This window comes from Candidatus Hydrogenedentota bacterium, from assembly GCA_019695095.1.
GTDB lineage: Bacteria > Hydrogenedentota > Hydrogenedentia > Hydrogenedentales > SLHB01 > JAIBAQ01.
The window spans coordinates 1-24,510 of sequence record JAIBAQ010000043.1; the positions used below are offsets into that span (position 1 = coordinate 1).

Genomic DNA, 24,510 nt, shown 5'->3' on the forward strand with positions numbered 1-24,510 from the left:
TCCGTACGGAGAAGATCGGTTGCGGCGGACCCTCCTCCGAAATCGGTTACGGCGCCATGGCGGACGCCACTTCGACTAAATGCAGCAACTCGCGAGCGACCACTTGCCTATCGCTGTCCGCTGCGTAAAGCGCAGAGACTTTGGCGCGCGCGGCAGCCACGTCGCCGCAGGCCTTCCCTCGCGAAATGAGCTCCCGGCATACCGCCGGCATGGGTCCCCAGTTGCCGCACTCCACGAACTGGTCGTTCAGAAACACAAACTTGGGGATTGCCTCGCCGCCATTCGTGAGAAAACGGACGAAGACTTCCTTGCTTTGCTCGCGCGCGACGAATCGCACGCGAAGCAACTCGCGCCCCTCCTCGGCCATTCGTTGAAGCACCGGAACATGGCGTACGACGTCGCCGCACCAGTCCTCGGCAATCGCGACGACGTGCACGGGCCGGGGTAGCGCGCGCAACATGGCGATAACGCACGGTTCCAGCCGCTGCGCCTTGCGCAATTCTTCCATGGATGCCGCGTGGTCTTTGTTCTCCGCGCTCGCAATCCAAGCGGCGTAGTCCTTGCCCATTTCAAAAACACGCTTCCAGTCAATCAACGGCAACACAGGGGGTCGTGGCATGAGAAAGACCTTTCCTTTACGAGGCTTTGAATTCGGCGACCAACGCCTGAATGGTGGCCTTGGCGTCGCCAAAGATCATCCGCGTATTCTCCTTGAAGAAGAGCGGATTGTCGATTCCAGCAAAACCAGACGCCATGGAACGCTTGAGCACGTAGACGGTTCTCGCATGGTCGACGTTGATGATTGGCATTCCGTAAATAGGGCTCGACTCATCGTCGCGCGCCGCGGGATTCACCACGTCGTTCGCGCCAATGACGATCGCGACGTCCACCGTGTTCATCGTCGGATTGATGGCATCCATTTCCACGAGCTTCTCGTAGGGGACATTCGCCTCCGCGAGCAACACATTCATGTGACCGGGCATGCGCCCGGCGACCGGGTGAATGGCGTAACAGACTTCCGCGCCGTTCTTCTCGATCAACTCGCCCAACTCGCGGACGACGTGTTGCGCCTGAGCGACTGCCATGCCGTAGCCGGGGACAAACACGACCGACCCCGCGGCTTCCAGTACATAGTACGCCTCCTCCGGAGACGCGGCTTTCGCCTCGCCGTGTGCGCCGCTCGGGCCACTACCGGCGGTCGCGCCGAATCCTCCGAACAACACGTTGGCGAAGGATCGGTTCATGGCCTTGCACATGATGATCGAGAGCACAATACCGCTGGCGCCAACCAGGGACCCCGCAACGATCAGCACAGGGTTGAGAATCACAAAGCCCGCTGCCGCGCCTGCCAGCCCCGAGTAGCTGTTCAGAAGGCAAATGACAACCGGCATATCCGCGCCGCCGATGGGGATCGTGATCAGAATTCCCAACAGCAGGGAAAGAACGATTGCGACGGCAAAGAGTGCATAGGTGACTTGTCCGCCCGGATGAACCGCGAACGCCGCGCCTATGAGCAAAACGACAAGGATAATTCCGAGATTCACTACATGCTGGCCCTTGTACAGGATAGGCTTGCCGCCGATCACCCGCTCGGCCAGTTTGCAGTAGGCCACCATGCTCCCCGAGAACGTCACGCCCCCAATCAGAATGGTCAGAAAACACGCGAGCGCGGTGAACCATATCGGCGCGGGACCTTCGGGCGCTCCGCCCACCGTCCATACCGGAGCGTTGTGATGATACTCGGCCCATCCAACCAGCAGACTGGCCAGACCGCCGAAACCGTTGTACAGGCCGACGAATTCCGGCATCGACGTCATTGGAACGCGCATTGCCGATACGGCGCCGAGAACTGAACCGATAACAATTCCCGCGGCAATCCACTCGTAGGTCATACCGGGCGTGGCGAGTGTCGCCAGGACCACGACAGTCATGCCGAGCGCGGAAATCAGGTTGCCTTTGCGCGCGGTTTCCACGCGGCCCATCCACTTCAGTCCCATGACGAACGCAATGGATGCGACGATGTAGCTTGAATTGATGAGAATGGTCAACGCGCCAGACGGTTCGGACGCTGCCGGCACGCTCGCGGCGAGGGCGATAAGCGAATTCACGCTGCTCACGACTGGCCCCCCTTTTCCTTGCTCTTGAACATCGCCAACATGCGATTCGTGACGACATAACCTCCCACCACATTGATCATGGCAAAGACGATGGCCACGAACCCCAGTATCGTTCCAAACCGGCTGTCGTGCAGCGTGCCTGCCGCCACCAATGCGCCGACAACGGTGATGCCCGAAATGGCGTTGGAACCCGACGTAAGTGGCGTATGCAACATCGAAGGGACCTTCGAGATGAGTTCCAGTCCCAGGAAGATCGCCAACACAAAGGTAAAGACCAGCAACATCATTTCAACCATATTCGCCGCCTTTCGCCAGACCCGCGCGACATACGGGATGCCTCATCCCCTCGCGCGTTCGTACACCCCGGTGCTACTTGCTTCCCGCTCTAACCTTCTTCAGAGTCTCATTTACCACAGCGCCCTCGTGAGTCACGAGGCACCCCTGGATAATTTCATCGCTCATGCGAAGCGCAAACGTTTTGGCCTCCTTGTCCCAGAAGTCTTCGACGAGGCTTCCAAGATTCGCCGAGTACATTTGACTTGCATGCACCGCAACGCGGCTCTCTAGATTCGACAGACCGACCAGTCTAACCCCGTCGACGATGACTTCCTTGTCGAGTTCGATCCCTTCCACATTGCCGCCCGACTCTACCGCCAGATCCACGACGACGCTCCCCGGCTTCATTTGCGATAGCATCTCGCGCGTCACGATGACAGGCGCCTTCTTTCCAAACAGTTTCGCTGTCGTAATCACGACGTCCGCTTGCGCGCACACCTTCGCCATCGCATCGCGCTGCAACTGCTGCTGCTCCGGGGTCAGTTCTTTGGCGTAGCCGTCTTTCGTCTGGCCCGTTTCGCCCAAGTCCACTTTCACGAACTTGGCGCCCAACGAAAGCACTTGTTCTTCCACAACGGGACGCGTATCGAACGCATCCACACGCGCGCCAAGGCGCTTGGCCGTGGCGATTGCCTGCAAGCCCGCCACGCCCGCGCCGATCACGAATACGCGCGAAGGTTTGATGGTGCCCGCGGGCGTCATCATCATGGGGAAGGCCTGACGAAGGCGTTCCGCGGCAATAATCACCGCCACATACCCGACGAGATTGGCTTGCGAGCTTAGCGCGTCCATCTTCTGTGCGCGCGTCGTGCGCGGAATCATCTCCATACTGATCGCCGACACACCGGCCTCAACCATGGCATCGATCAGAGTAGATTCGTTGAAGGGGTCGAGAAAGCTAATGTGAATGGCGCCACGCTTCATGAGCCGCACTTCGTCGATGGAAGGCTTTCGGATGCGCGCCACGAGATCGGCCTCGGACAACGCCGACCGGTCCGCGAGAACGGTCGCGCCTGCCGCGCGATACGCGTCGTCGGTATGTCCGGTCCCCGAGCCGACGCCTTGCTCGACACATACCTCCGCGCCCAACTTGACGAGCCGCGCCACCGTTTCAGGAATGAGCGGCGCGCGTAATTCTCCGGCCGACGTTTCTCGCGGGACAAATAAGCGCATAGACACCCCCGGCGTTGCAGTCTACGTAATACACGGTCTGCTGCATCGGTCTGCGCAAGTGGAAAGCAAACGGTCCCGGCGCAATCGTACGCCGTACGCGAATAAACCCATTTCTTGCTGTCACCAATCCAGCCAGAGAATTATAACGGTATTGCGCCGCAAACGCTACGGGTCCCTATTCCTCACGATCGCTAAACAGTCAGTCCGCAATTTGAATCGGCGCGATTGAGCGTAGTGCATAACTTGCGGCCAAGGGAGCCGTGCCGCCTACTGGATTTGTCCATCGGAGTTCATCGGTGGTTGAGTCACTCTACTCGCGGCTGTGCTGCGCCAGGCTGAGCGGGCGCCTTCCGGTGGAACTTACAGCGACACGCGCGACAGATCGATCAGGACAGCCGTGGGCTCGGGACCGCCTGTTGACGACAAGGCCCAGTGTCCATCCGGGGATACGGAGCAGAACGGTTCTACTCCATTCTCGAAATGCGTGAGCTGAAGTTGCTTACCACTGCCGTCAAGGACTTCGAGCGAGAGCTGCGGCACACCCTTTCGATCCGGGCGCACACCTATGACCGTGTTATGCGCCGGTTGCCACGTCCCGGCCCGTCCCTCGCCAAGGTCCGCGATGGACTGACCTGATTCGGAATTGCGGACCACAAGATGCGGAGCACCATCGGGGCCATTTTCCGTGCTGACGAGGTACTGACCGTCGAAACGTACGGCGCCTTCGTTAAGACGCGCGCCGCAATCCACAATGACGCGCTCGGCTACCCCATTTGCGTCCTCAGTCGCGACGCAAATTGAGCCGCCCTTTTCAGCGCCACGCACGTAATAGACCTTCGAACCATCCGGGGTGTATTGCAGGTCACGGACAAGGCTGCCGCTGGGTTCCAGGGCATACTTCAAGCGAAGCACGCCGGTCTCCGAAAGGTCCAGGAAGACTACGCGACTACCTTGGACTGAATTCACAACTGCCACGGCGGCCTGACCGTTCGGATGGATTACAAGGCCGGTTACATCTGCCAGGCCCGCGTCCGCGGGTAGCCAGGCAATTGGCGCCGATTCCTCGTGGTTCGCGAGGATGGAACACGAGACAAAATGGGGAGCGGTCCTATCTGCCGCCAAGACTCGCACGAGAAAGCGGCCCGTTAGCCGCGAGGCAGGGTCCGTGGAAGGTGAGCAGGCCGGCGCGTCGTATTGGGGCGAGGTTCTGTCGGCGAAAGGAAGGGGGGGGCTTCCAATGGAGGCTCGCCGTACTAGGGGTTCTAATCCACACACGACGCGTCGGCCCATGCGTGGGGAATCGCTCGTTGAATTCAAGAAGACGGCCGCGGCCACCGGTTTACCGGTCCAGCCGAACCCGGCAATTCGATATTCGGGGAGGTGAAGCCGAACAAGGGTGGTTCCCGGTGTCTCCTCCGTGAAGGTACACAGAGGTTGAGAATTTGTCCACGCTTGGACTGCAATCGTGGAACTGTCCGATTGCGCGCCTCCGGCCGATACTTGATGAAAGGCGAACGCGCCGAGACCTGTGGCCATCACTATTCCCGCCAATGCCCACAGCATCTTGCGCGACACCAGCCGCGCGAAGAGACCCTTGCGCGAGTGTGCTTGCCGGGAAGCAGACCGCACGCCCGTCGTAGGTGTCTTGAGCTCGTTCATCGATTCACGAAAGTCCGCAATTGCCTCCCGCATCGAACTCGCGTTGACTTCGAGGGGTTTGCCCGCGCGAATGCGCTCAATGGCTTCGCATACGACGTCGCCGCTTTGCGGTCTGTGCTGCGGATTGCGTTCCAGCATCCACGCGATCAGGCGCTCCACGTCTTCCGGGATGCTCGCCGCAAAGGAGCGCGCGCGCGTAGGGGGCTCGTGGATAATCTGGTTGATAAGGCTGACCGATGTGACCCCTTCGTGAGGTAAGTGACCGGTCACCATCTGGAACAACACAACGCCCAGCGAATACAGATCGCTCATCGGCGTCAGTTCACCGTTGGCGCAACGCTCGGGCGACATGTAGTGGGGCGTGCCCAACCGCGACCCGTCTATCGTGAGACCGTCATCGATGGTCAGGATCTTCGCGATGCCAAAATCCGTGATATACGCCTTGCCCGCCGAAGTAACCAGCACGTTGGAGGGCTTGATGTCGCGATGAATGATGTGGGCGCGATGCGCGCAAGCCAACGCCGACGCGATTTGCGCCGTGATGTCGAGGGCCGTCATCCACGGAACTTGCTTCGCGCATTGCGTAACCGCGCAAAGAGGCGTCCCGTTGACGTATTCCATCGCAATATACGGCACGCGGTCTTCGCTTCCGACCGCGTAGATTTGCACGATATTCGGATGGTCCAGACTGGCTGCGGCGCGCGCCTCGCGGCCAAACCGGGCCACGATCTGCGGTTGTGTCCGCAGGTCGTCGCGCAGCACCTTGATGGCCACTACCCGGTCAAGTGAAAGATCCAAGGCGCGGTACACAATACCCATGCCGCCACGGCCTAGCTCCTCAAAGACTTCATACGTGCCGAGAACATGCCTCGCCGGAAGTGCGCCGCCGTGTTCACGCATGCGATGACCCCTCGCTGCCGCTTAATGACGCGGTCTGAGCTGGTACCGAGTTTCCTGCCTCGTTCAAGCGCACGAAAGCCACGCTCGCCTGCGCGTGCTGATTCGTAAGCACGGCCACCCAATCGCCTGCGGGCGACACGGCCAGCCGGCTACCGACACCTTCCGGCATCTCGGTGACGCGTTGTCTCTGGCCGCCATCAACTGGCACACGCCACAATTGCCGCTTTTCACTGCCCGCCGCGCTACAGACGAGCAAATGCGTTCCAGACGGATGCCAGGACGTCATGTCGATGAATCCGGTACCCAGACGGTTCCGTATTTCGCCCCGTTCGGTCTCGATAACGTAGATGTCAGGTTCTTCCGATCCCGTTTCGGACGGGAGCATGATCGCCGCCAGGCTACCGTCGGGACTGAAGGCAAACCGGTCACCGGTCAAGCCGACAGATAACAGGGTCCCCTTTGTTGTGTCCGAAGCGCGATCGATCAGCCAGAATTCATGATTTGTTTCAATGCGGACGTAGCCGATGCGCGCCCCGTCGGGCGTATACCGCACGCTTCCGGGTGCCAGGCGCACCCCTTGAATCAGATGCCGCGCTTGCGGGTCGGCGTGGTCGAGACTCGCAACATCCAGTTCGACCAAAGATTGTGTCCCGTTCTCGGCATTCACAACGGCGCAATGTGTCACGCCATTCGGATGGTACGCACAGCTCGCCGCGATGGGTTGGCCCGGCGAAACCACGCTGCGGCAAATGCGCTCCTGCGGGTCAACCGCCAGTACTCCGGATACCCCATACGCCAGCGTGTCCGCCCGCCCGTCCGCGCGAATCTCCACCGCCAGTTTATCTGGCATCCAATTCACATCCGCGAAACGATAGCTGGACGCGGGAAGCCCGCCCACGAGCGGCGATTCTCCCTCAAAGACAAAGGCATCCAATACCGGTGCCTCGTGGGGCTGTTGTGCGGCTGGCATCAATCCGAAAACCAAGGCCGTCAGAACCGTCACTCCAACAGCAACCACGGCCATTGCTTGCATAACACGCTTTGTGCCAGAAGGCCGTGCCTTCGGTTTGCCGGGTGCCGTTTGTGGCAATGGCGTAAGCAGTCGCAGCGCTGGCGCGTTTGTCTGTTCCTTGACGTACGCCGACAAGGCGTCGGGAATTACCGAACGGCCGCCGTTCTCCTGTTGAAGGCGTTCTATACTGGCAACCACCGCCTCCGCCGACGCCGGACGATTCTCGGGCGACTTCTCCAGCAGCAACGCCACCAGGCGCGCGACATCGTCCGGGACGTCCGCTCTGAGCCGATTCAGTCGCGCGGGTTCTTCCGTCGTGATTCTGTTGATTAGAGCGACGGGTGTGTCCGCCTGAAACGGCGGTTTGCCTGCCATCATCTGGTACATCACCACGCCCAACGAGAATAGGTCCGTCGCGCAGGTCAGCTTGATTCCGCGCAATTGCTCCGGCGACATGTACTGCGGCGTTCCCACAACCCCTTGCGTTTCATGGGTCGCAGCGTTGGCAATACCGAAATCCGTCAAACGGACGCGGCCGGAGCGATCCAGCAGAATGTTCGCCGGTTTTACATCGCGATGGATAATCCCTGCCCGGTGTGCGCACCCCAACGCCTCCGCCACCTGCCCGCCGATGTAAAGGGCCGTCTGCCACGTGACCTGCCCCTTACGGCGCAAGAACCTCTCCAGGGTTTCACCCGCCACGTATTCCATGGCGATGAAGGGCGTACCTGCTTGTATTCCCGCAGCATATACCCGGACGATGTTCGGATGCCGCAGAGGGGCTGCTGCCTGTGCTTCTCTGTGAAAACTGCGCACCATGGCCGGGTTGCGCGCAAGGCTGCCCAGCAGCACTTTCAGGGCGACGGCCCGGTTCAACGCGGTGTCTCGGGCCAGGTATACGGCCCCCATAGCCCCGCGTCCAATCAAGGCTTGCACCTCATACCCGCCAAAAGCGGTCCCTAGTAGGGAAGCGTGCCCTGAGGACTGACCTACCATATCTGGTGTGAACCCCGGTGCGTAGAGGGAGCCATCTTGTATGTAAACAATATACCCTGCGTAATCTAGCAGGGAAACGCACTCTTGTCAAGTATTTATCAATTCCCGCCCCCTGCCCCCTTCTCGCGCCCAAAAACCGCCCTCCGGGAGTGCAATGAACTTGTTGTGGCGGTGTCTCCCGACCCAGCTACTCTCCTCGACCGAACGGTCTCCAATTCCGCCGGCTGATTCCTTTTCCCGGGAGTGCAACGAACTTGCCCGTATAAGTAGAGGCAACAACGAGGACATGACTATGGTCACTCGAATTCGCGCTGACCTACCTCCGTCTCAATGGCGCCAATCAAGGAGCCCCGACCACTGACTCACACAGGCTACCCTTGAATCGTCACATTACACCCCGGCTGTACGCCCCCTGCGCCTTGGCGGCTCTGCGCGAATTGTCCTCGTCTTTTCGGGACACCCCCTTGTACCGTCAAATCACACGAGGACACCCCCCAGCTAAAAGGGACGCGGAGGGCGAACTTTCCAGTTCGCCTTCCACGAGGTTTGAGCGATGTCATCTTCAGTCTGGCGGCTATTGTCTACCTGAAGTGATCAGTTGCAGCGGCGCTCATTGCGCGCTAGACTGGCCCGCACAATCATCATTACTTACAGATGGTTCAGAGGGAGCTGGGGAATGGATATTCATGAATCGCGGCGTTCGTTCATAAAGTACTGGTCCGCTTCGGCGGCGGCCCTGGGCATGGGCTCAGTCCTGGGGTGCGTTCCGGCAAACCAAGGGGCAACGCCCGCGGAAGGCCAAGCGCCTGCCACACCTGGAGCCGCGCCTGCGAAGAAATTCCGCGCGGCATTTTCCAACGCCGGTCTTCAGTCGACCTGGTGTACCCACGGCATGGACACAGCCAAATGGTGGGGCGAGAAGTTGGGCATCGAGGTGGTTGTCTACGATTCCCAGTTCAACATCGACAAGCAACGCCAAGACATCGAAGACATGGCTACCAAGCAATGGGACTTCATCGCTATTCAAGCGTATGGAATCAAGACGCTGGAAGAGCCGGTAAAGCGCCTGATCGACAAAGGCATACCCGTCATCGACTTCGATACGCGCATTGTGCCGGAAGGCGAAGACATTGGACTCTGGACGTTCATATCTCCCGATCACGAATGGCTGGCCGGTCAAGTCACCGAGGCTATCGTCAAGCAGATCGGCGGGAAGGGCAAGATAGTCCACACCCAAGGGGCCTTAGCGCACTCCGGAGCGCAGCTTCGCGGTAAAGGCTTTCGAGATGTTATCTCCAAGTACCCCGAGATCGAAGTCATTGATGAACAACCCGCCGACTGGGACATCAACAAAGTCGGTCGTATCTGGGACGATCTCCTGGTCAAGTTTCCCCAAATCGATGCGGCCTTCTTCCATAACGACGACATGGCAATGGCGGCGGTTCAGGCCGTGCGCCGGACGGGTGCCGACCGCAAGATCGTCATAGGAAGTATCGACGCGCAAGAACAAGGCCTGAACGGAGTATTGAACGGAGATATCATAGCCTCGGGTATGAACTCCGCCGGCCGTATCCATTGGACGGCCCTGATGATCGGATACTTTGCGTGCGCGCTCGGACAGAAGAAGTCCGACGTACCTCCGTTTATGCTGATCGACAATCCAATCGTGACGAAGGAAACGGCCACCGGTTACAAGTATCTAATGCAGAACATGCTCCTGTAGTCCTTTCCCAAACGGCAGGTCACCCAAGTCGAGTAGAAGGACTTGGGGCAGGGCGGCGAAGGCGAGGTTCAGTGCGTGGCGGCAACGGCACGATCGCAGCGGGTACCGCCTTGGGCTGTGCCCGTTGCGCGTACTCTTGAATAGCAAGATGCCGGGCAACGACCGCGAGGCTCACGAGAAACCAGTATGGCTCCATGATGCGCACGATCAGAAACGATATCGTCCCGAAAGAATGAACAATCAAAGCAGCCGTTGCCGTGAAAGTTCCAAGACCGAGGGCTTTGCCCACCCAGTCGCTTGCCCACAAATGACTCTCGCGTGTTGTCCGAAGTATTTGGAGTTGTAGAAAGACAAACGTGGCAAAACCGAACAGACCCGTTTCAATGAGCACGCGCGCGTACTGGCTGTCCAAAACACGGTCCCACGAAACACCGCCGCCGAACCACGGCCACACCAGCAAATTGTAGTTAACCTTTTTCCACACGTATATGCGCTCGTGCGTGGACTTATCCACCTGGAGACCCGTGTCCATGCCTCCAATCGCTACCGGTTCTCCACTCCCCTGCTGAAACGTGTAGTTGACGCGTTCGACAACTTCGGGTGGCATGATGGACTGAGAGAAGATCAAGACCAAAGCCGTTAGCAAGATCAGTATTGGTCTCTTACCCGCGATTCCCAGAACAAGCAGCCCCATCACCCACGCGAGGTAGGACGCGCGTGAAAGCGTAAACAAGAATGGCGTAAAAGCCAGGCCTGCCAAGCAGGCCATGACCACTTTCATTCTCTTTGTTGGAGCCTTGATATACATCGCCACAGCGATGCACATGACCAGCACCAAATAGCCGCCCAAAGTGTTAGGCTCCGTCCCGCCCGTTTCAAAGGGCGCACTTACGCGGTCAATTGAAGAAAAAAACTTCGAATACAGGCCATAGCAGGCAATGATAGCACCGACAACAAAGAACACCGCCAATTGCCACTTAATCTGCTGATATGTCCGTATAGCATTTCCTACGAGCACGAAAATCATGTAATACTCGGCAAGCTTGAGAAGGGTAAAGAACGCCTCACTCTGGTCGAACAACGGCAAGGACCTTCGAAACGCAAGCATCGAGCTGAATAAACATACAGAGTAATAGAGCACGATACCCTTGTTGATAGGCGACGGAAGCCAAAATGTGCCGCTTCCCTCAAACACCAGCTTCAAGAACACGCCCGCAAACACCACGATGATCAGGATATCGTCGTAACGCAACTGCAGCATGCGGTTCCCCATGCCGACCTTTTCGCTTGCGACTTCCGGCGAAAGAAGCATGGCAATAACCAGGAAACCAACGCCCCACTCCACGCGGAAGACCGTAACGCCGAAGAGAAATAGGCTGACGCCAAGAGCGATCGTCAGAGAAGGAATTTGAACGACGGAGTGGAAGATTAGCAGGCTGACTGCCGCAACTAGCACGAACCCGATAAGAAACGGGAACTCAACGCGGGCTTCGGAAACTTCACCGCGTCCGATCTGATACTCTGGTCTGCCGAAGAGCGCCATGTGCGAACCTTACACCGCTCGCCCGAAATCTACAGGATCACACACGAACCTGCCTCGTAACCATTGCGGGCAAGACGATAGGTATCAGAAATGATACCACCTTTTTCTGCGTCGCGGCGAAGCCTCATCGTAGTAATAGTAGTAGTAATAATAGTGCCTGCCGGTGGCTTCAAGCCCATTCAGCACTACCCCCGACAAATGCGCCCGCGCCGTTTCAAGCAACCTCTTCCCCCGGAGGATTGTCTGGCGGGCGGCGAACTTCACGGAGACCACAAGAATGGCCGTGTCCACTTCGGTAGCAAGAAGCACGGGGTCCGTTACTACCAGTACAGACGGGGCGTCACAAATGACCAAATCGAACTCGCCGGTCAGTTGCTCCATCACGCGGCGCATGCGATCCGATCCAATCAACTCGGAGGGATTCGGAGGCACGCGGCCGCTGGAAATCATCCACAGGTTATCGACGCGCGTGGGCCGGATTACCCGGTGCACGTCTTGACCCTCGCGAAGCACGTCCGCCAAGCCGGGGCCGCGTTCCATACGCAGCACATGGTGAACGTGGGGACGTCGAAGGTCCGTATCGATGATGAGTATGCGCAATCCGCTATCGGCAAGCGTAACCGCCAGGTTTACGGCCGTGGTCGTCTTGCCCTCGCCGGGAACCGCGCTCGTAATCATGAGGCTGCGCGGGCGGGTTTGAATGGTCGCAAGCTGGAAGTTCGTGCGAAGCGTACGATAGGCCTCGGAAATCGGCGACTTCGGATCGTGTCGAGTCACGATACACGCATCCACCTGTCCTTCATCGGTGATGCTTACAAAGTCTCCACGGTGCCGTCCCCGCGCTTTCCCGAAGCGCATCTTCGGAATAGCGCCAATGACCTCCACTCCGATGTAGTCCGCCACATCTTCAATCGTACGAATCGTCGTGTCCATGTACTCGCCAAGCATCGCGAAACCAAAACCGGCGATGAGGCCGACAAATCCGCCGATAACAAAATTCATCCACGGCCGAACGCGCTGCGACGTAGGCACTTGACTGGATACAACCGCATACTGCCGCTCGACAAACCCGCCTTCCCGATTAATGGCCGTCGAAATCTCGAACTCTTTGTCCAGGAGAGCGTCGAGTTGATCGCGCATCTTTCCGGTCTTGCGAACGAGATCCTGGTACTCCTTGTCCTTTTCGGCAAGCGAAGGCAGTGCGGCCTCCAGTTCGGAAACCAAACGCTGATTCGTAGCCGAGGCAATATCGAGCGACGTCAATTCGATTTGCAGCTTTACGTATTGGTCGCGTAACTGCTGCCGATCCTCGAACACACTCACGCCGCCTTCCGTTGCCCCATCGAGCTCCTGCATTGCGATCAGGATAGCCTGCTCCTTTTCGCGAATTTCTTCTTGCAGGTCCTGTAAAGGCTGGAAGCCCGGCTCAAACACGACGGACATTGATATGCGCTTCTGATGAAGCTCGCTGAGTTCATTGATGAGCTTGACGACTACTTCGTCGCTAATCTGACCGATGGACAGCGGCAGCTTCTGGTTCTGCTCCCGAAGCTGCTGCTCGATGTTCTGCATCTTGAAGTGGATTTCGTCCTTCGTTGTTTCCGCGTTGCTGATCTCCCTGCTCAGCTTCTGCATCTCATCGGTGACCTGGTCTTTCGTGCGAAATCCCATGTCTTTTCGGTAATGCCACAATTCGCTGTCGGCCTTGTCCAGCTCCTGACGCAACTCGTCCAACTGCTTTACGACGAAGTCGAGTGTGTTCTGCTCTTCCTCCACGAGAAACTGGCGATTAAGTCCGATGAAAGCGCGCGCGGCGAACTCCGTCAGGCGATTGGCTTCGTCTTGAGTCGCGGCCATGGCGGATACAACGATTGTTCCGTGCGAGTCGTCTGGTTCCAAGCGGAGCCGCATCTGAACGTCACTTGCAACTGCCGCCAGTTCCTTCTCGGTCGTGATGGCGCCATACGGCAAACCTTCCGCGACTCCTTGCTGTACCATCGCCTGGACGACCGCCTCCGCGACGGCTTCTTTGCTGATGCGCTCCACCAGGGCCGCGGGTGAATTCAAGAAGAGCGCTTTGCCGCCGACGTCCCTGAGGATGCCCTTCTCCCACATCGATTGGCGGACATTGAGCTTGGTGCTTGCTGAGTACGTCGCGACGGTTTTGAACTTGCTTAGTCCCCACACCCCGTAGACAGCACCGACGAGCACCGTGAAAAGCAAGATCAACGGCCAACGACGCTGAGCTACGGTCATCATAAACCGTAGCTGGTTCTCTCGCGTCGATTGGCTCGCGGCCTGAGCTAAAGCTGCTGTCTCGCTGGCCATCGCGGCGCTAATCTCTCCGTTTCTCCGCCTTCGTCTGCTGCTGCAACAGATTCGGGCCTACCATCTGCGAATTCTTCGTCACGTCCAGCATTCTGTCCCACGTGACGGTTTCGGGCGTTTCGTGGACAGTTGGCGTCAGAAATACCATCAACTCCGTTTGGATGCGAGCTTTCTCCGTGTGCTTAAAAACATTACCCAAAACAGGAATGCTGCCAAGACCCGGGACCTTTTGAACATTGTCGCGAAGGTCGTTTCGGTAAATTCCCCCCACCACAAGAGTCTGCCCGTCACGGACATTCGACTCTCCTTTGTACTTTCTGACGGAACGGATCGGCACTCCTTGTGATTGACCAGCAGGATAAGACACCTCGGGTTCAAAGTCGAGCTTCACGTACGCTCCCTGATCGTCGCGATACACGTGCGGCGTGACGGCCATCTTGATTCCCAGATCCAAGAACTGCACGGAGAAATTGGAGCGTCCGTTTGCTTCGGTTCCGAACTCGGTGTACGGGACTTCGTCCACCATCGAGATTTCCGCCGGCTTATGGTTCACCGTCAATATGTTCGGATTTGCAAGTAGCTCCGCTTCATTGTTGGCGACCAGCGCATCCAACAGTACGCCCAAATCGACGTTGCTGTTCATCAATCCGAAGAACATCTGCCCGACTTTTGGAATCTGCACGGGGACATTCAGGCGGCGATCGAATTTGGCCCCATTCAGGAATTGCCGCCCAATTGACGAAGCGTTGCTGGTTCCCGCCTCGCCGAGCGATTCGTTGTTGATGGGCGACGCCGATGATCCCTTCAGTCCGCTGATTCCAAAGTCCTGGTTGGGCATCGGGTAATAGCCGCCGTTGGCCTCGTCGCCCTGCACAAACCACCGGATGCCCAATTCCTTCATCGCGCCGACTTTCACTTCCGCGATCTTGGCCTCAATGCGAACTTGCGACAATTGGCTCCGCATCTGATCCAGGCGCGCCACCACCGACATCATATTCTGCATGGCCGCCGGTGTATCGGTAAGAATCAGTGTGTTCGTGTCCGGATCGAAACTTACGTTTCCTCCTTCCGACGTCATCCCCTGAAGCGCTGTGCTCAGCGATTCCGCGTTGGCGTTCTGCAGCGGAACCAGTTCCGTCTTCATTTCCGTTGTCCGGTAACCACCGCCCATGGTGGGCGCGCGGCGAGAGACCGTCACGCGGGGATTCTTCAAAATGGCTTTAAGAGCAGCCGATATGCGGGCCGATGCCTCCGGTTCCGACAAACCTCCAATGCTTACGTTGCCGATGTAGGGGACTTGAATACCCCCATTGGGATCCACTTGCGTGGTCGTACTTAGTTCGGGCCTCCGGTACACATCGACGAAGACAAGATCCCCGGGGCCTATCGACGGATTGGTTGAATTTGCAGAAGCCTGCTCTGCGGGCGCTGGCGATTCTTGTGCCCCCGCTAGTGTCAGGGCAATGCAAAACGCCCCAACCCACGCGACAGTCAATCGTGTTAGCGCTTTCAATGAGGTTCTCCCTTGGCCTCGGGTTGTGGCGATTGAACTTCTGCGGGATCAGCCACGACCGGTGCTTCCGGCAGCGGAAGGAAACCGGCCTCAGCGTCATCCGCCGGCCGCTTCACGTGAAGACGATCACCCAATTTGATGACGTCATCTCGCAGCCCGTTCCATGCGCGAAGATTTTCGACGGTCGTATGGTAGGCCGTCGCCAATTTGCTCAGTGTGTCACCGGCCTTCACGATGTGCGTCGAGGACGCCTCTGCTTCGTTCTGGGGCGGCGCGGACTCCGGCGCAACAGATGCCGCCTGCTCCTGCGTAGGTTGCTCCGCCGCGGGTTGAGCCGGTGCTGGCTGCTCCGGTGCATTCTCCGGCGCATTCTCCGGCGCATGCTCCGGCGCCGCCTCGGCAGCATCGTTTGCGACCGGTTCCCCTGCCGGCTCCGAGGCCGGTTGAGGCTCCGACATTTCATCCGTTGCGACCGCCGGTTCACCCTCCACGCCGGGCGTCATCGCTTCGCCCTCCGTGGGTTCTACGTTTTCCCCTTCAGCGGGAGCCGTTTCCGGCGTACCTTCCTGACTCGGTACCTCCTGGGCGGCGTTTTCGCCTGCCTCAACCGGAGGCGCCGAAGTGATCTCCTCCGGCGATTTCCCCTTCAGCACTTCTACTTTGTTGCGGAGATTCGCCTTGCTCGCGGGATCGATGCCGGGAATCTGAGCGGCGCTTGACCAGTGCTGCAGGGCTTGCTGCACGTACTTCGCTTTCGCTTCGGGCTTTGTGGCGCGTTCGGCCAGCGAATGATACAGCATGCCCAACTCTTCGAAGTCGACATCGGGCGTATGGTTGCCTGTCATACCCGCCGATTGAAGGTAGTAGGAGCGGGCGGATTCCTCGTCGCCCAGCTTGGCATACGACCGCGCCAGCGTACGCAGCATCGGCACCGCCGCCACGGGGTCTTTGATCCGCAGATCGGGGTCTTGCAGCATTTCAATGGCCTGCTGATACTTGCCCAACTCAAACGAGAGAATTCCCATTAGGATCTGCGCACGGGCTGCTTTGGGATGCGTCGGGTTATCCTTAAGGAACTGCTCGAAGAGAGTAAGCGCGCGCTCGTACACGCGCGACGTCTCATCTTTGGATTCGGGCCTGCTTTCCTGCAACGCAAAAGCCGCCCCGAATTGCGCTTCCGGGCGTAGAGGACTATTGGGTTGACGCGCCGCAAACTGGAGATACGCTTCTGACGCTCCCATGTAGTCGCCATTGGTTGCCAACAGACCGGCCTGGTCGTACAACGTTTCGGGGCCTGCCCAGCGCGTTTTGTACAACTCGTACCCTTCGTACCCCACAAAACCCAGCATTCCGAGTATGATGCACGCTATCGTCACGCGCGCAATGAGCACACCCATCTGATTGCGCGCGCGAGCGCGCCGTTTTCCGCGCCGTCTGCTCGGACCCGGCTCCTTCTTATCCGTATCGGGAGTGTTGTCCGATTCGTCGAAGTTCTCTGCGTCCGCGCCGGACTCCGCTGCGATTTCATCGGCTTCGGATATCGCCGGCGGCAGTGGCGCTTCCCCCTCCATTTCTTGAAGCAGTCTCTCCGCCGCTTTCAAATCGGGTGGCGGCAGGATCGGTTCCCTTTGTATCGAGTCCGCCTGAGACTCGTACAGATTCTGCGGCTCGGAGTCTGTGGGTACGTCCTTGTCCGGTGTACCTGCAGCGCGGGACTTTTCCGAGAGATCCGCAATGATGTCCCGCAAGGGTGGCATCGATGTCGCCTGAGAAGTGGCTGGAGCCAAAGGCTTCTCGGTGTTTTCCTTGTCCAGGGTCCCGCCGGGAGCCATTTCGGCATCTACATCGCGGACGCCCTTTTCGAAGAAACTTAGCGGTTTGGTTGTATCGACATCGAACTTGTCTCCAAGCGGAGGAAGTATCTTGGGGGTTTCTTCCTCCTTTGAAGACGTCATGCCGCTCATCTGTATGAACGCCAGGTCGTCGCGGCGCTGGTCGGGAGGTATTCCGTTGGCCAGGCGTGGATCGTTCAACTGACCCAAAAGGCGCTCGTCGATCCGATCGAGTTCCTTCAGGATCTCGTCTTGTTCGCCCTTACGTTCATCGGGGGCATTATCTGAGTTCTGCGCCATCGAATTCCGCGAATGCCCGTACGCCCATCTCCATTCCCCCTCGCGCCGCATTCAGGAGCATGCGATTTGCACGGGCGGTCTGAGGAGAAAACGTCCGCCGTCGAACTATACTGTCCATGCTTGAATCGTCACCGCCGAAATCGAACTCCGCGATGCTGGGAACTGGAGGCTCGGCAACCAAGGCCGCGACTCGAGAACGCCGATCATGATCGGGGAGTGTCGTCTTCTGAATCGTATGCAGGACTATTGCCTGGCCGATACGCCGTGTTCGTAGCTGATACGCCAGCAACAAGGCGTTTCTGCACAACGTAACCGTTACGCGTGGACTTCCCTCCGCATATGCATGGATGAGCCGCACGCCCGCGGCATCAAACACCGGCGGCTGTATTCCCTGAATCGTGGCCTGACGCAACCGGAAATCAATCAGGTTTTGCGTTTCCTGCATGCTCAGAGAATCCAGGGTATACGTCATGCTGATGCGCTGTTCGAAGTTCGGCGCGGCTTGTAGCACGGCCGTCCATTCGAGCTGCGAAAAGAAGACCAGATTCAGCAGTTTGTGCTGAGGCGTCTCAAGGTTCTGGGCCAAACGCAACAATTCCAACTGGCCGCGCTTATTCAGGTTTTGCGCGTCGTCGATGATGAGCGTGTGGATCCGTCCGCGATTGGTTGCCAGATACTGGTAGAGCGCGTCCATGTAGGTTGCAAACGACCGGTCTTCCGGCCGCAACCCAAACTGATGGACTATCGCCTCCAACAATGAAAAACTGGTCCACGATGGAATCGGCGAGGCGATGACCGCGGTATTGTATTTCTCGGGGTTGGCTCGCATTCCCGCAATGAGCTTGCGCAGAAGGGTCGTCTTGCCCGTTCCATAATTGCCCAGCACGACCGAAATTCCGTGCCGCTCGTCCACGGCATGCCACAGGCGAAACAGGCATTCCTTGTGCGCGCTGGTCGCGTAGAAGTAGGCAGGATCAGCCGTGGCCGCAAAGGGTTGTTCGCTAAGCCCGAAAAAGCTTAAGAGGGATTCGGCGTTTTCTTCCATAGACCCCGTCCCGCGCGAGACCCCGGCAGGCAAGCAGCACACCCCGGGTCCGCACAGCCATCTTGGCAGGCCTTCTATGAGCCTGTTGTACCGACGTTTGTGTTGAGCCGCCAATCCCTCCGTGTACCGGCGATACAGACACGCTCCATCGTGAATACCCAACACCTTGTGCCGCAGGCGTATTGTAGCCAACGCCCAACTAGGTGTCAAGCTAATTCGTCAATTTGTTGTGTTTTAGATGAGGCCGCGCACTAAATATTGTGGTTTTGGGGTGCCCCGCAAATCCGGCACGGGCACAGATTGCGATTTCCCTTGGCAAGGATTGGACTACTATGCTATATACTGAACCAGCAATAAAGAAGTGCTTGCAATCACATGACTTGGGAAGGTGCGGCCCACTTATGCAGCGCGAACGAGTCGTTCTACAATCCGGCCCTTTGGTGGGTACCCGGTACGACATAACCGGCTCGCTTACAATTGGACGTAGCCCTGATAACGGGTTGCAAATAAACGATTTGCAGGTGTCGCGCCGGCATGCCGTCATCCAACAGACCCAAGCGGGCACCATCATTCGCGACCTCGGTAGCGGCAATGGCACCTATGTTGGCGAGCGGCGGATTATCGAATACAGGCTTTCTCAAGGCGACCTCATCAGTATCGGCCCGGTGCAGATGCGCTACGAAACCTATGAGGGGGTCGCGCCCGCCACGCCTCGCCCTCTCTTTGTACAATCGGACAAAGCCCCCGAAGTCCGGTTGCAGCATGCCGATGACCGTCTGAGCAAGATTGAAGCGGTATCCACGGATAACGTCTTCAAGACCTTCTTTCAAGTGCCGCAGGATGTCGTCAACACTGAGCAACTTCGCGACACCCAGCGGCGGTTGGCGGCCGTTTACGAAGCGAATCAGGTCATATCAAGCGAGCGCGACCTAAACGAGCTGTTTCACCGGATCATGGACCAGATCTTTCTCCTGGTACCGGCGCACAACGGCGTAATACTGCTGAAAGACGAAAAGACCGGAGACTTGGTGACCGAATACGTCAAGCAAGGTTCGCCGCAAGTCGAAGTTGCGATGAGTTCCAGCATCGTGTCGCGCGCGTACCACAACAATGAAGCCCTCATTGTGTTCAACGCGGCCAGCGACGCACGGTTTGGCTCAGGGGCGAGCATCATCGCCCAGAACATCACTTCGGCCATGTGCGTTCCGTTGCGCCATCTCAACGACACGCTGGGCATTATCTATGTCGATACCCGTGGCACGACCAATGCCTTCAACCAGAGCGACCTTGAACTTCTTGTGGCGCTCGCGGGTCCCGCCGCCATCGCCATCAGCAATTCGCAGTACGTGGCCAAGTTGCAGCGGGCCTATCAGGACATGCTCATTTCCCTGGCCAACGCGATCGAATTGCGCGACCTGTACACCGTTGGCCACACGTGGCGCGTCACCAATTTCGCCCTGGAAATCGCCCGCACCTTGGGTTGGCCTGAAGAGAAGCTCAAAGAGTGCGAGATGGGCGGTGTCCTTCACGACATCGGCAAGATATCGATCGACGACGCCATCTTGCGCAAACCAGGTCATCTCAGTAGCGAGGAATTCGAGCACATGAAGCTCCACCCCGAACGGGGCGCAAAGCTCATGCAGGACAGCAGTTTCCTGGTGCCGCTTATTCCCTACTGCCTCTACCACCACGAGCGGTACGACGGCAAGGGCTATCCGTTCGGATTAAAGGGCGAGCAGATTCCGATCGAGGGCCGTCTTCTGGCTGTTGCGGACACGCTCGACGCCATGACGAGCAATCGTCCCTATCGCAAGGGACTCGATCCGGAATTCGCCATCGGCGAAATCGAAAAGGGCAAAGAGACGCAATTCGATCCGGCCATTGTGGAGGCCCTGGTCAAGTGCTACCGCGAAGGCAAGATCGACCGTATCATTCAGGACTACCACAAGTACGATAAGAAGAGCGTGCCGTGCCCGTTCTGCAGCACCTACATGCGGCTGCCTGAAACCGTCACCACGGGCTTCGAGTTCCAGTGCGGCGTGTGTCACCGCCAGTTACGCGTCCGGACCAAAGACGATTCGTACTACGCGGAACTGGTTTCTCGCGGAGAGCTGCCGCAGGTTCACACGCCCTTGCCTATCGCCCCGGAATCGTCGATCAACGCCGCCAATTCATCCGGCGTATAGAGTCAAAGCAACACGACCTTGGCGGTCGCGGCAGCGCAATCGGCGGACTACTTGCCTCCGCCGTGCGTCCTGAAGGGACGCCAGCGGTCCACCATTTTGGATCGGTACCGCCGGAATGCGGCGCACAGGAATCCAAATATGGAATGTGGATGTACCGCACACGTGCAGCATCTCACGAGGGCGCGAAATGTGGGGAGCCATGAACCCGACCACTGGCACGCTTACAAACCAAGCGTAAGACGGGAGACCATTCGGTCGAGGTGAGTGGCTCGGTCGGGACCCCGCCACAACAGCGGTATAGCGGCGGACTGGAAAGTTCGCCCTCCGAGGGGTCTGTCTTTTGGCAACTTCGTATCGTATTTGACTTAGGCAGCCGCCATCTGCCATCATACATGCCGCTTTTTGGCGCTGATGCTTCAGATTGCCAATGAGTCCGCGTCCCCATCGTCTAGCCTGGCCTAGGACACCGCCCTTTCACGGCGGCGACAGGGGTTCAAATCCCCTTGGGGACGCCATTTTTGTTTCTGCGGCCGGCAAGGTCAGAACCGGATAGGCTCGGCCTCAACCGAGGGCACGCCCTTCTTGCGCAAGGGTTTCTGCATGGGGCCCACTTCCGCCCCGTACACGAAAACCGGGTCCAGTTTGACCGGCACCACCAAGCCCAAGTCATTGCGCGTGACGCGAATGGGCTCTCCCATGAGGTTCACGACTCGGGGCGTTCCTTTCTTCACCTTTACCTGAACGCTGCGTTCCCCTTGGTCGCTCCAGAACGCCACCGTCTGGCCCGATTCCACAGCAAAGATGCCGTCGCCATACGCTTCGTTGAAGCGCGGCGTTCCCACGGCCATCGTGCGGCATACCGTTGCCAAGGCCCGGTACGCGGGTTTCGGCACCAGGTTGTGCCGCATAATCCCGAAATTGTCTTCGTTGTAGAAAGCGTTTGTGCCGTCGTCGCGGAAGTCGTACCAACTCATGTTCTGACAGCCGCCCGAACCCACCGCGGTCAGGTAGCTCCGCGCGATCAGTTGCGCCTGCGCCCGCTCGCTGGTGCCGCCAACCTGCGTACTCCAGCCCATTTCAGTGATCCACACTGGGCGGTTGTTCACTTGCTCGGCGACTCCCCGAAGTTCACGCGTGAACTGCCGCTCGTCCAGCGCGCGTCGATAGGGATGAATCGTCAGGATGTCGAACGGCGCGCCCGCGTCGAGGCACGTCTGAATGAACTTGCGATCGATTCCCGACGTGGAGATGGCCAGCACTTGCGCGGTGGGGTCTTCCGCTTTGATTTGCGCGTAGCACTTCTTCACCAATACCGGATACAACTCTTTCGGACCGCTCCAAAAGAAGATGTTGGGCTCGTTGTAGATTTCCCAATGCTTCACGCGGCCTTTGAAATGCTTCACCACGGCGCGTGCCCATCGGCAGTAGTCATCGATTCCCTGCTCGGTGTAAGGTTTCGTCCAGTTCGACCAATAGCACAGAAGCCCATACACGCTGATGCCGTGCCGGTTTGCCGCATTTACGACTTCGTCATAGAAATGAAAATCATATTGGCCCGGTTGAGGCTCCGTGGCCGCCCAACTGAACTCTTCCCGGCACCACTTCACGCCCGCAGCCTTTGCCAGACTCGCCTCCACGTCCATAATCTTGTAGCCGAGCGCATTGTCGGGGTTGCGGTACAGGAACAGGCCCATCCCCCACGGCGAACTGGGCCGTAACGTGGCGTCGCCGGGACTGTTCATGGCGCTCGCGTAGCATGTCTGCGCGCTCGCCGCAGGTATGCCCTCGGCGGAAAATTGAAACTCCATCTCCGCAAAACTCAACGCGGCAGGAATCGTGGCTTGGACCGTATGGGTCTCCGCATGCCCTTCGCCTTCGAGCGTCAGCGGCGCGTCTTCCTGCCAAAGCGTGTCGCCGTCCCAACTCCGCGCAACCGCGTGAAGAGTTCCCGTCGTCTTCTGCTCCAACAGGCTCCAAGCTTTGCACGATGCCGACAACGTGCGCGTCGATCCCGACGCCCCATCATCACTGACAGACGCCAGGATAATGACCGAACCGTCTCCAGCAACCTCGGTCTTGCACCGGAGATCGAGCATCAAGACTTCGGATTGAATCCGGGGAGCGCTACCTCGCTCGATCGTTAAATGCGATAGACGCAACGGCATTCGCGAGACTCCGTCATTTTCTCCTCCGTAGTAGGACCAGCCGTCCGGCGGTGCGGGAAACGTGAAGGTCTGCTCGCCCCCATTCAGTGTGCCCAGCGTGCGCTCAAAAATCTGAAAATGCGACCCGAGGCCAATCTTCAGAACATTGCCTTGCACGCCTCCGCGCACACGCAACGTGAACTCCTTCGGTTTGCCGAACAGCGGCAGGGAATGAGAAAGATGCGTCGACTCTGTCTTATACAGATCGGCGGTCCACATGCCGTCGTGGAACGAACTCCCGCCGCCTTCACCGAAACCGGAGTCCGAGTCGAAAACGGTCACCATGTAATCGCGTACCGTCGGGGGCTCGGGTGCGGGCGCCGGGGCCACCGCCGCGCCAATCTTGCCCGATACTTCCGTGATGCTGATTTCGCCTTGCGCGCCGGGCACGCCGCCAGACTCGGCAAGGATTCCGATGGTCTTGATGGGTTGCCTCAATACGCCGTCGTTCGGCCCGCCGAAATGACCGTCCGTGCTTTCCACTTTGCATTCAAGCCGCTGCCAATCGGCGTTCGAGAACGAAACCGACTTCTGGAAGTTCTGCCCGGCGCTGTCCACCATGCGAACCGTCATCACGGTTCCCACCGGCTTCTTTGCCTTGAACAACACGCTTTCCAAGCACGCAGGTTGCGCCAAATCATGGTACGCAGCCACGTAGGCGCCACCCTTCGTGAAATCAAAGCGAAGCACCAGCGAACCATCCGCGCCATTGGTCACGCCACCGCTGGCACCCGGAAATTCTCCGCCATTGTCGAACCGCCACGAAGCCGCTTCGTTAGGTACTTGGACTTCCTCTGCAACAGAGGCAAAGAATCCACCGGCTATCACGAACAAGACTAGAAATCGAACTGCGCGCATAGTTGCTCCATTGAATGGTTGGCGTTTCCGCGTGCGGATCATAGTCTGCGTTTTGCGCCGGCGCAAAATGCGGCATCAGCCTATTTCCCGCCGTGACGCCAACTCGCGTACACTGGGCTGTCGAACACGACATAGCTGAAAGGAACGTTTTCCCATGCCCTACACTCCCATCCTGGCAACCTTGGGATTCGTGATGTCTCCCGACGGATCAGAGACGCTCATGGTCCATCGCAACAAACGTCCCGACGACCAGCACTACGGCAAATACAACGGACTTGGGGGTAAACTCGATCCGTTGGAAGACGTGGTCGCGGGCATGCGCCGCGAGATACGCGAAGAAGCAGGCATCGAATGCGTCTCGCTTCAGCTTCGGGGAACGGTGAATTGGCCCGGCTTTGGCGCGCAAGGCGAACACTGGTTCGGGTTCATCTTTCGCATCGATCGTTTTGAAGGCACTCCCGCCGAGGAGAACCACGAGGGATCCCTGGAGTGGATTGCTGTCGACCGCATTCTTGAACTTCCTCTTTGGGAAGGAGACCGGCACTTCCTCCCGCTCGTATTCGGCGACGATCCGCGTCCATTCCATGGCGTGATGCCCTACGAAGGGGGCCATCCCCTGCGATGGAGCTACTCCGTGACCTGATTGGGGGCGGAAAACAGGGACTGACACAAGCGCAGCGAAGCGGAGACGTGTCTGTCCCTTTTTTCCGCCGCATTTGACTCTTCCAAACACGCCCGTTTGGACGTACCCAAGTTCCGCCCCATCGCCTCCATTCGCCTCTTCA

The 24,510-nt window shown here is 58.4% G+C and carries 15 protein-coding genes and 1 tRNA gene; 4 read left to right on the forward strand and 12 right to left on the reverse strand.

Annotation, left to right across the window (positions count from 1 at the left end):
• Positions 1-46: 46 nt before the first annotated feature.
• From K1Y02_09415 to K1Y02_09440, 6 genes are all read right to left on the reverse strand, one after another.
• Positions 47-619 (reverse strand): thioredoxin family protein, encoded by a 573-nt coding sequence (locus K1Y02_09415; GenBank protein ID MBX7256567.1) that lies wholly within the window; start codon positions 617-619, stop codon positions 47-49.
• A gap of 16 nt (positions 620-635) precedes the next feature.
• Entirely contained in the window at positions 636-2,048 is a 1,413-nt protein-coding gene (locus tag K1Y02_09420; protein ID MBX7256568.1) for an NAD(P)(+) transhydrogenase (Re/Si-specific) subunit beta, read from the reverse strand.
• Between the two features lie 65 nt (positions 2,049-2,113).
• Positions 2,114-2,413: an NAD(P) transhydrogenase subunit alpha gene (locus K1Y02_09425; protein MBX7256569.1), complete on the reverse strand. Its 300-nt coding sequence runs from the start codon at positions 2,411-2,413 to the stop codon at positions 2,114-2,116.
• Between the two features lie 73 nt (positions 2,414-2,486).
• Positions 2,487-3,626 carry a Re/Si-specific NAD(P)(+) transhydrogenase subunit alpha gene (locus tag K1Y02_09430; GenBank protein ID MBX7256570.1) on the reverse strand — a complete coding sequence of 380 codons (1,140 nt, stop codon included), beginning with the start codon at positions 3,624-3,626 and terminating at the stop codon, positions 2,487-2,489.
• 360 nt (positions 3,627-3,986) lie between these two features.
• Entirely contained in the window at positions 3,987-6,185 is a 2,199-nt protein-coding gene (locus K1Y02_09435) for a serine/threonine protein kinase (protein ID MBX7256571.1), read from the reverse strand.
• Positions 6,178-8,106, reverse strand: coding sequence for a protein kinase (locus tag K1Y02_09440; GenBank protein ID MBX7256572.1), 1,929 nt, complete (start codon positions 8,104-8,106; stop codon positions 6,178-6,180). Before K1Y02_09440 ends, K1Y02_09435 begins: the two co-directional genes overlap by 8 nt.
• A 763-nt stretch (positions 8,107-8,869) precedes the next feature.
• Between K1Y02_09440 and K1Y02_09445 the strand changes: the two genes are divergently transcribed.
• Positions 8,870-9,916, forward strand: coding sequence for a sugar ABC transporter substrate-binding protein (locus K1Y02_09445; GenBank protein MBX7256573.1), 1,047 nt, complete (start codon positions 8,870-8,872; stop codon positions 9,914-9,916).
• Between the two features lie 19 nt (positions 9,917-9,935).
• On the opposite strand, the gene K1Y02_09450 is transcribed toward K1Y02_09445, so the two are convergent.
• From K1Y02_09450 to K1Y02_09470, 5 genes are all read right to left on the reverse strand, one after another.
• A complete protein-coding gene (locus K1Y02_09450; GenBank protein MBX7256574.1) occupies positions 9,936-11,459 on the reverse strand; it encodes a hypothetical protein in 1,524 nt (507 codons plus the stop codon).
• An 84-nt stretch (positions 11,460-11,543) separates the two neighbouring features.
• Positions 11,544-13,787 (reverse strand): polysaccharide biosynthesis tyrosine autokinase, encoded by a 2,244-nt coding sequence (locus K1Y02_09455; protein ID MBX7256575.1) that lies wholly within the window; start codon positions 13,785-13,787, stop codon positions 11,544-11,546.
• 7 nt (positions 13,788-13,794) lie between these two features.
• Positions 13,795-15,300, reverse strand: a complete 1,506-nt coding sequence (locus K1Y02_09460) for a polysaccharide biosynthesis/export family protein (protein MBX7256576.1) — start codon at positions 15,298-15,300, stop codon at positions 13,795-13,797.
• Positions 15,297-17,432, reverse strand: coding sequence for a LysM peptidoglycan-binding domain-containing protein (locus K1Y02_09465; GenBank protein MBX7256577.1), 2,136 nt, complete (start codon positions 17,430-17,432; stop codon positions 15,297-15,299). The genes K1Y02_09460 and K1Y02_09465 overlap by 4 nt, the downstream gene beginning before the upstream one ends.
• Positions 17,413-18,477 (reverse strand): AAA family ATPase, encoded by a 1,065-nt coding sequence (locus K1Y02_09470; protein ID MBX7256578.1) that lies wholly within the window; start codon positions 18,475-18,477, stop codon positions 17,413-17,415. The genes K1Y02_09465 and K1Y02_09470 overlap by 20 nt, the downstream gene beginning before the upstream one ends.
• A 401-nt stretch (positions 18,478-18,878) precedes the next feature.
• Between K1Y02_09470 and K1Y02_09475 the strand changes: the two genes are divergently transcribed.
• Both K1Y02_09475 and K1Y02_09480 read left to right on the forward strand, forming a co-directional pair.
• The gene (locus tag K1Y02_09475; GenBank protein ID MBX7256579.1) at positions 18,879-20,663 is read left to right on the forward strand and encodes an HD domain-containing protein; all 1,785 of its coding nucleotides are present in this window, start codon (positions 18,879-18,881) and stop codon (positions 20,661-20,663) included.
• 437 nt (positions 20,664-21,100) lie between these two features.
• Positions 21,101-21,178: transfer RNA gene (locus K1Y02_09480), tRNA-Glu, on the forward strand.
• 24 nt (positions 21,179-21,202) lie between these two features.
• Here K1Y02_09480 and K1Y02_09485 read toward each other — a convergent pair.
• Positions 21,203-23,725 carry a beta-galactosidase gene (locus tag K1Y02_09485; protein ID MBX7256580.1) on the reverse strand — a complete coding sequence of 841 codons (2,523 nt, stop codon included), beginning with the start codon at positions 23,723-23,725 and terminating at the stop codon, positions 21,203-21,205.
• A 154-nt stretch (positions 23,726-23,879) separates the two neighbouring features.
• Here K1Y02_09485 and K1Y02_09490 point away from each other — a divergent pair, with 154 nt between their 5' ends.
• Positions 23,880-24,368, forward strand: a complete 489-nt coding sequence (locus K1Y02_09490) for an 8-oxo-dGTP diphosphatase (GenBank protein MBX7256581.1) — start codon at positions 23,880-23,882, stop codon at positions 24,366-24,368.
• Positions 24,369-24,510 lie beyond the last annotated feature (142 nt).

Excerpts from the sequence above, each read along its gene's own strand:
- K1Y02_09415 (MBX7256567.1), bottom strand. The coding sequence starts at position 619 with ATGCCACGACCCCCTGTGTTGCCGTTGATTGACTGGAAGCGTGTTTTT.
- K1Y02_09425 (MBX7256569.1), bottom strand. The coding sequence starts at position 2,413 with ATGGTTGAAATGATGTTGCTGGTCTTTACCTTTGTGTTGGCGATCTTC.
- K1Y02_09430 (MBX7256570.1), bottom strand. The coding sequence starts at position 3,626 with ATGCGCTTATTTGTCCCGCGAGAAACGTCGGCCGGAGAATTACGCGCG.
- K1Y02_09435 (MBX7256571.1), bottom strand. The coding sequence starts at position 6,185 with ATGCGTGAACACGGCGGCGCACTTCCGGCGAGGCATGTTCTCGGCACG.
- K1Y02_09440 (MBX7256572.1), bottom strand. The coding sequence starts at position 8,106 with ATGGGGGCCGTATACCTGGCCCGAGACACCGCGTTGAACCGGGCCGTC.
- K1Y02_09445 (MBX7256573.1), top strand. The coding sequence starts at position 8,870 with ATGGATATTCATGAATCGCGGCGTTCGTTCATAAAGTACTGGTCCGCT.
- K1Y02_09450 (MBX7256574.1), bottom strand. The coding sequence starts at position 11,459 with ATGGCGCTCTTCGGCAGACCAGAGTATCAGATCGGACGCGGTGAAGTT.
- K1Y02_09455 (MBX7256575.1), bottom strand. The coding sequence starts at position 13,787 with ATGGCCAGCGAGACAGCAGCTTTAGCTCAGGCCGCGAGCCAATCGACG.
- K1Y02_09465 (MBX7256577.1), bottom strand. The coding sequence starts at position 17,432 with ATGGCGCAGAACTCAGATAATGCCCCCGATGAACGTAAGGGCGAACAA.
- K1Y02_09470 (MBX7256578.1), bottom strand. The coding sequence starts at position 18,477 with ATGGAAGAAAACGCCGAATCCCTCTTAAGCTTTTTCGGGCTTAGCGAA.
- K1Y02_09475 (MBX7256579.1), top strand. The coding sequence starts at position 18,879 with ATGCAGCGCGAACGAGTCGTTCTACAATCCGGCCCTTTGGTGGGTACC.
- K1Y02_09485 (MBX7256580.1), bottom strand. The coding sequence starts at position 23,725 with ATGCGCGCAGTTCGATTTCTAGTCTTGTTCGTGATAGCCGGTGGATTC.
- K1Y02_09490 (MBX7256581.1), top strand. The coding sequence starts at position 23,880 with ATGCCCTACACTCCCATCCTGGCAACCTTGGGATTCGTGATGTCTCCC.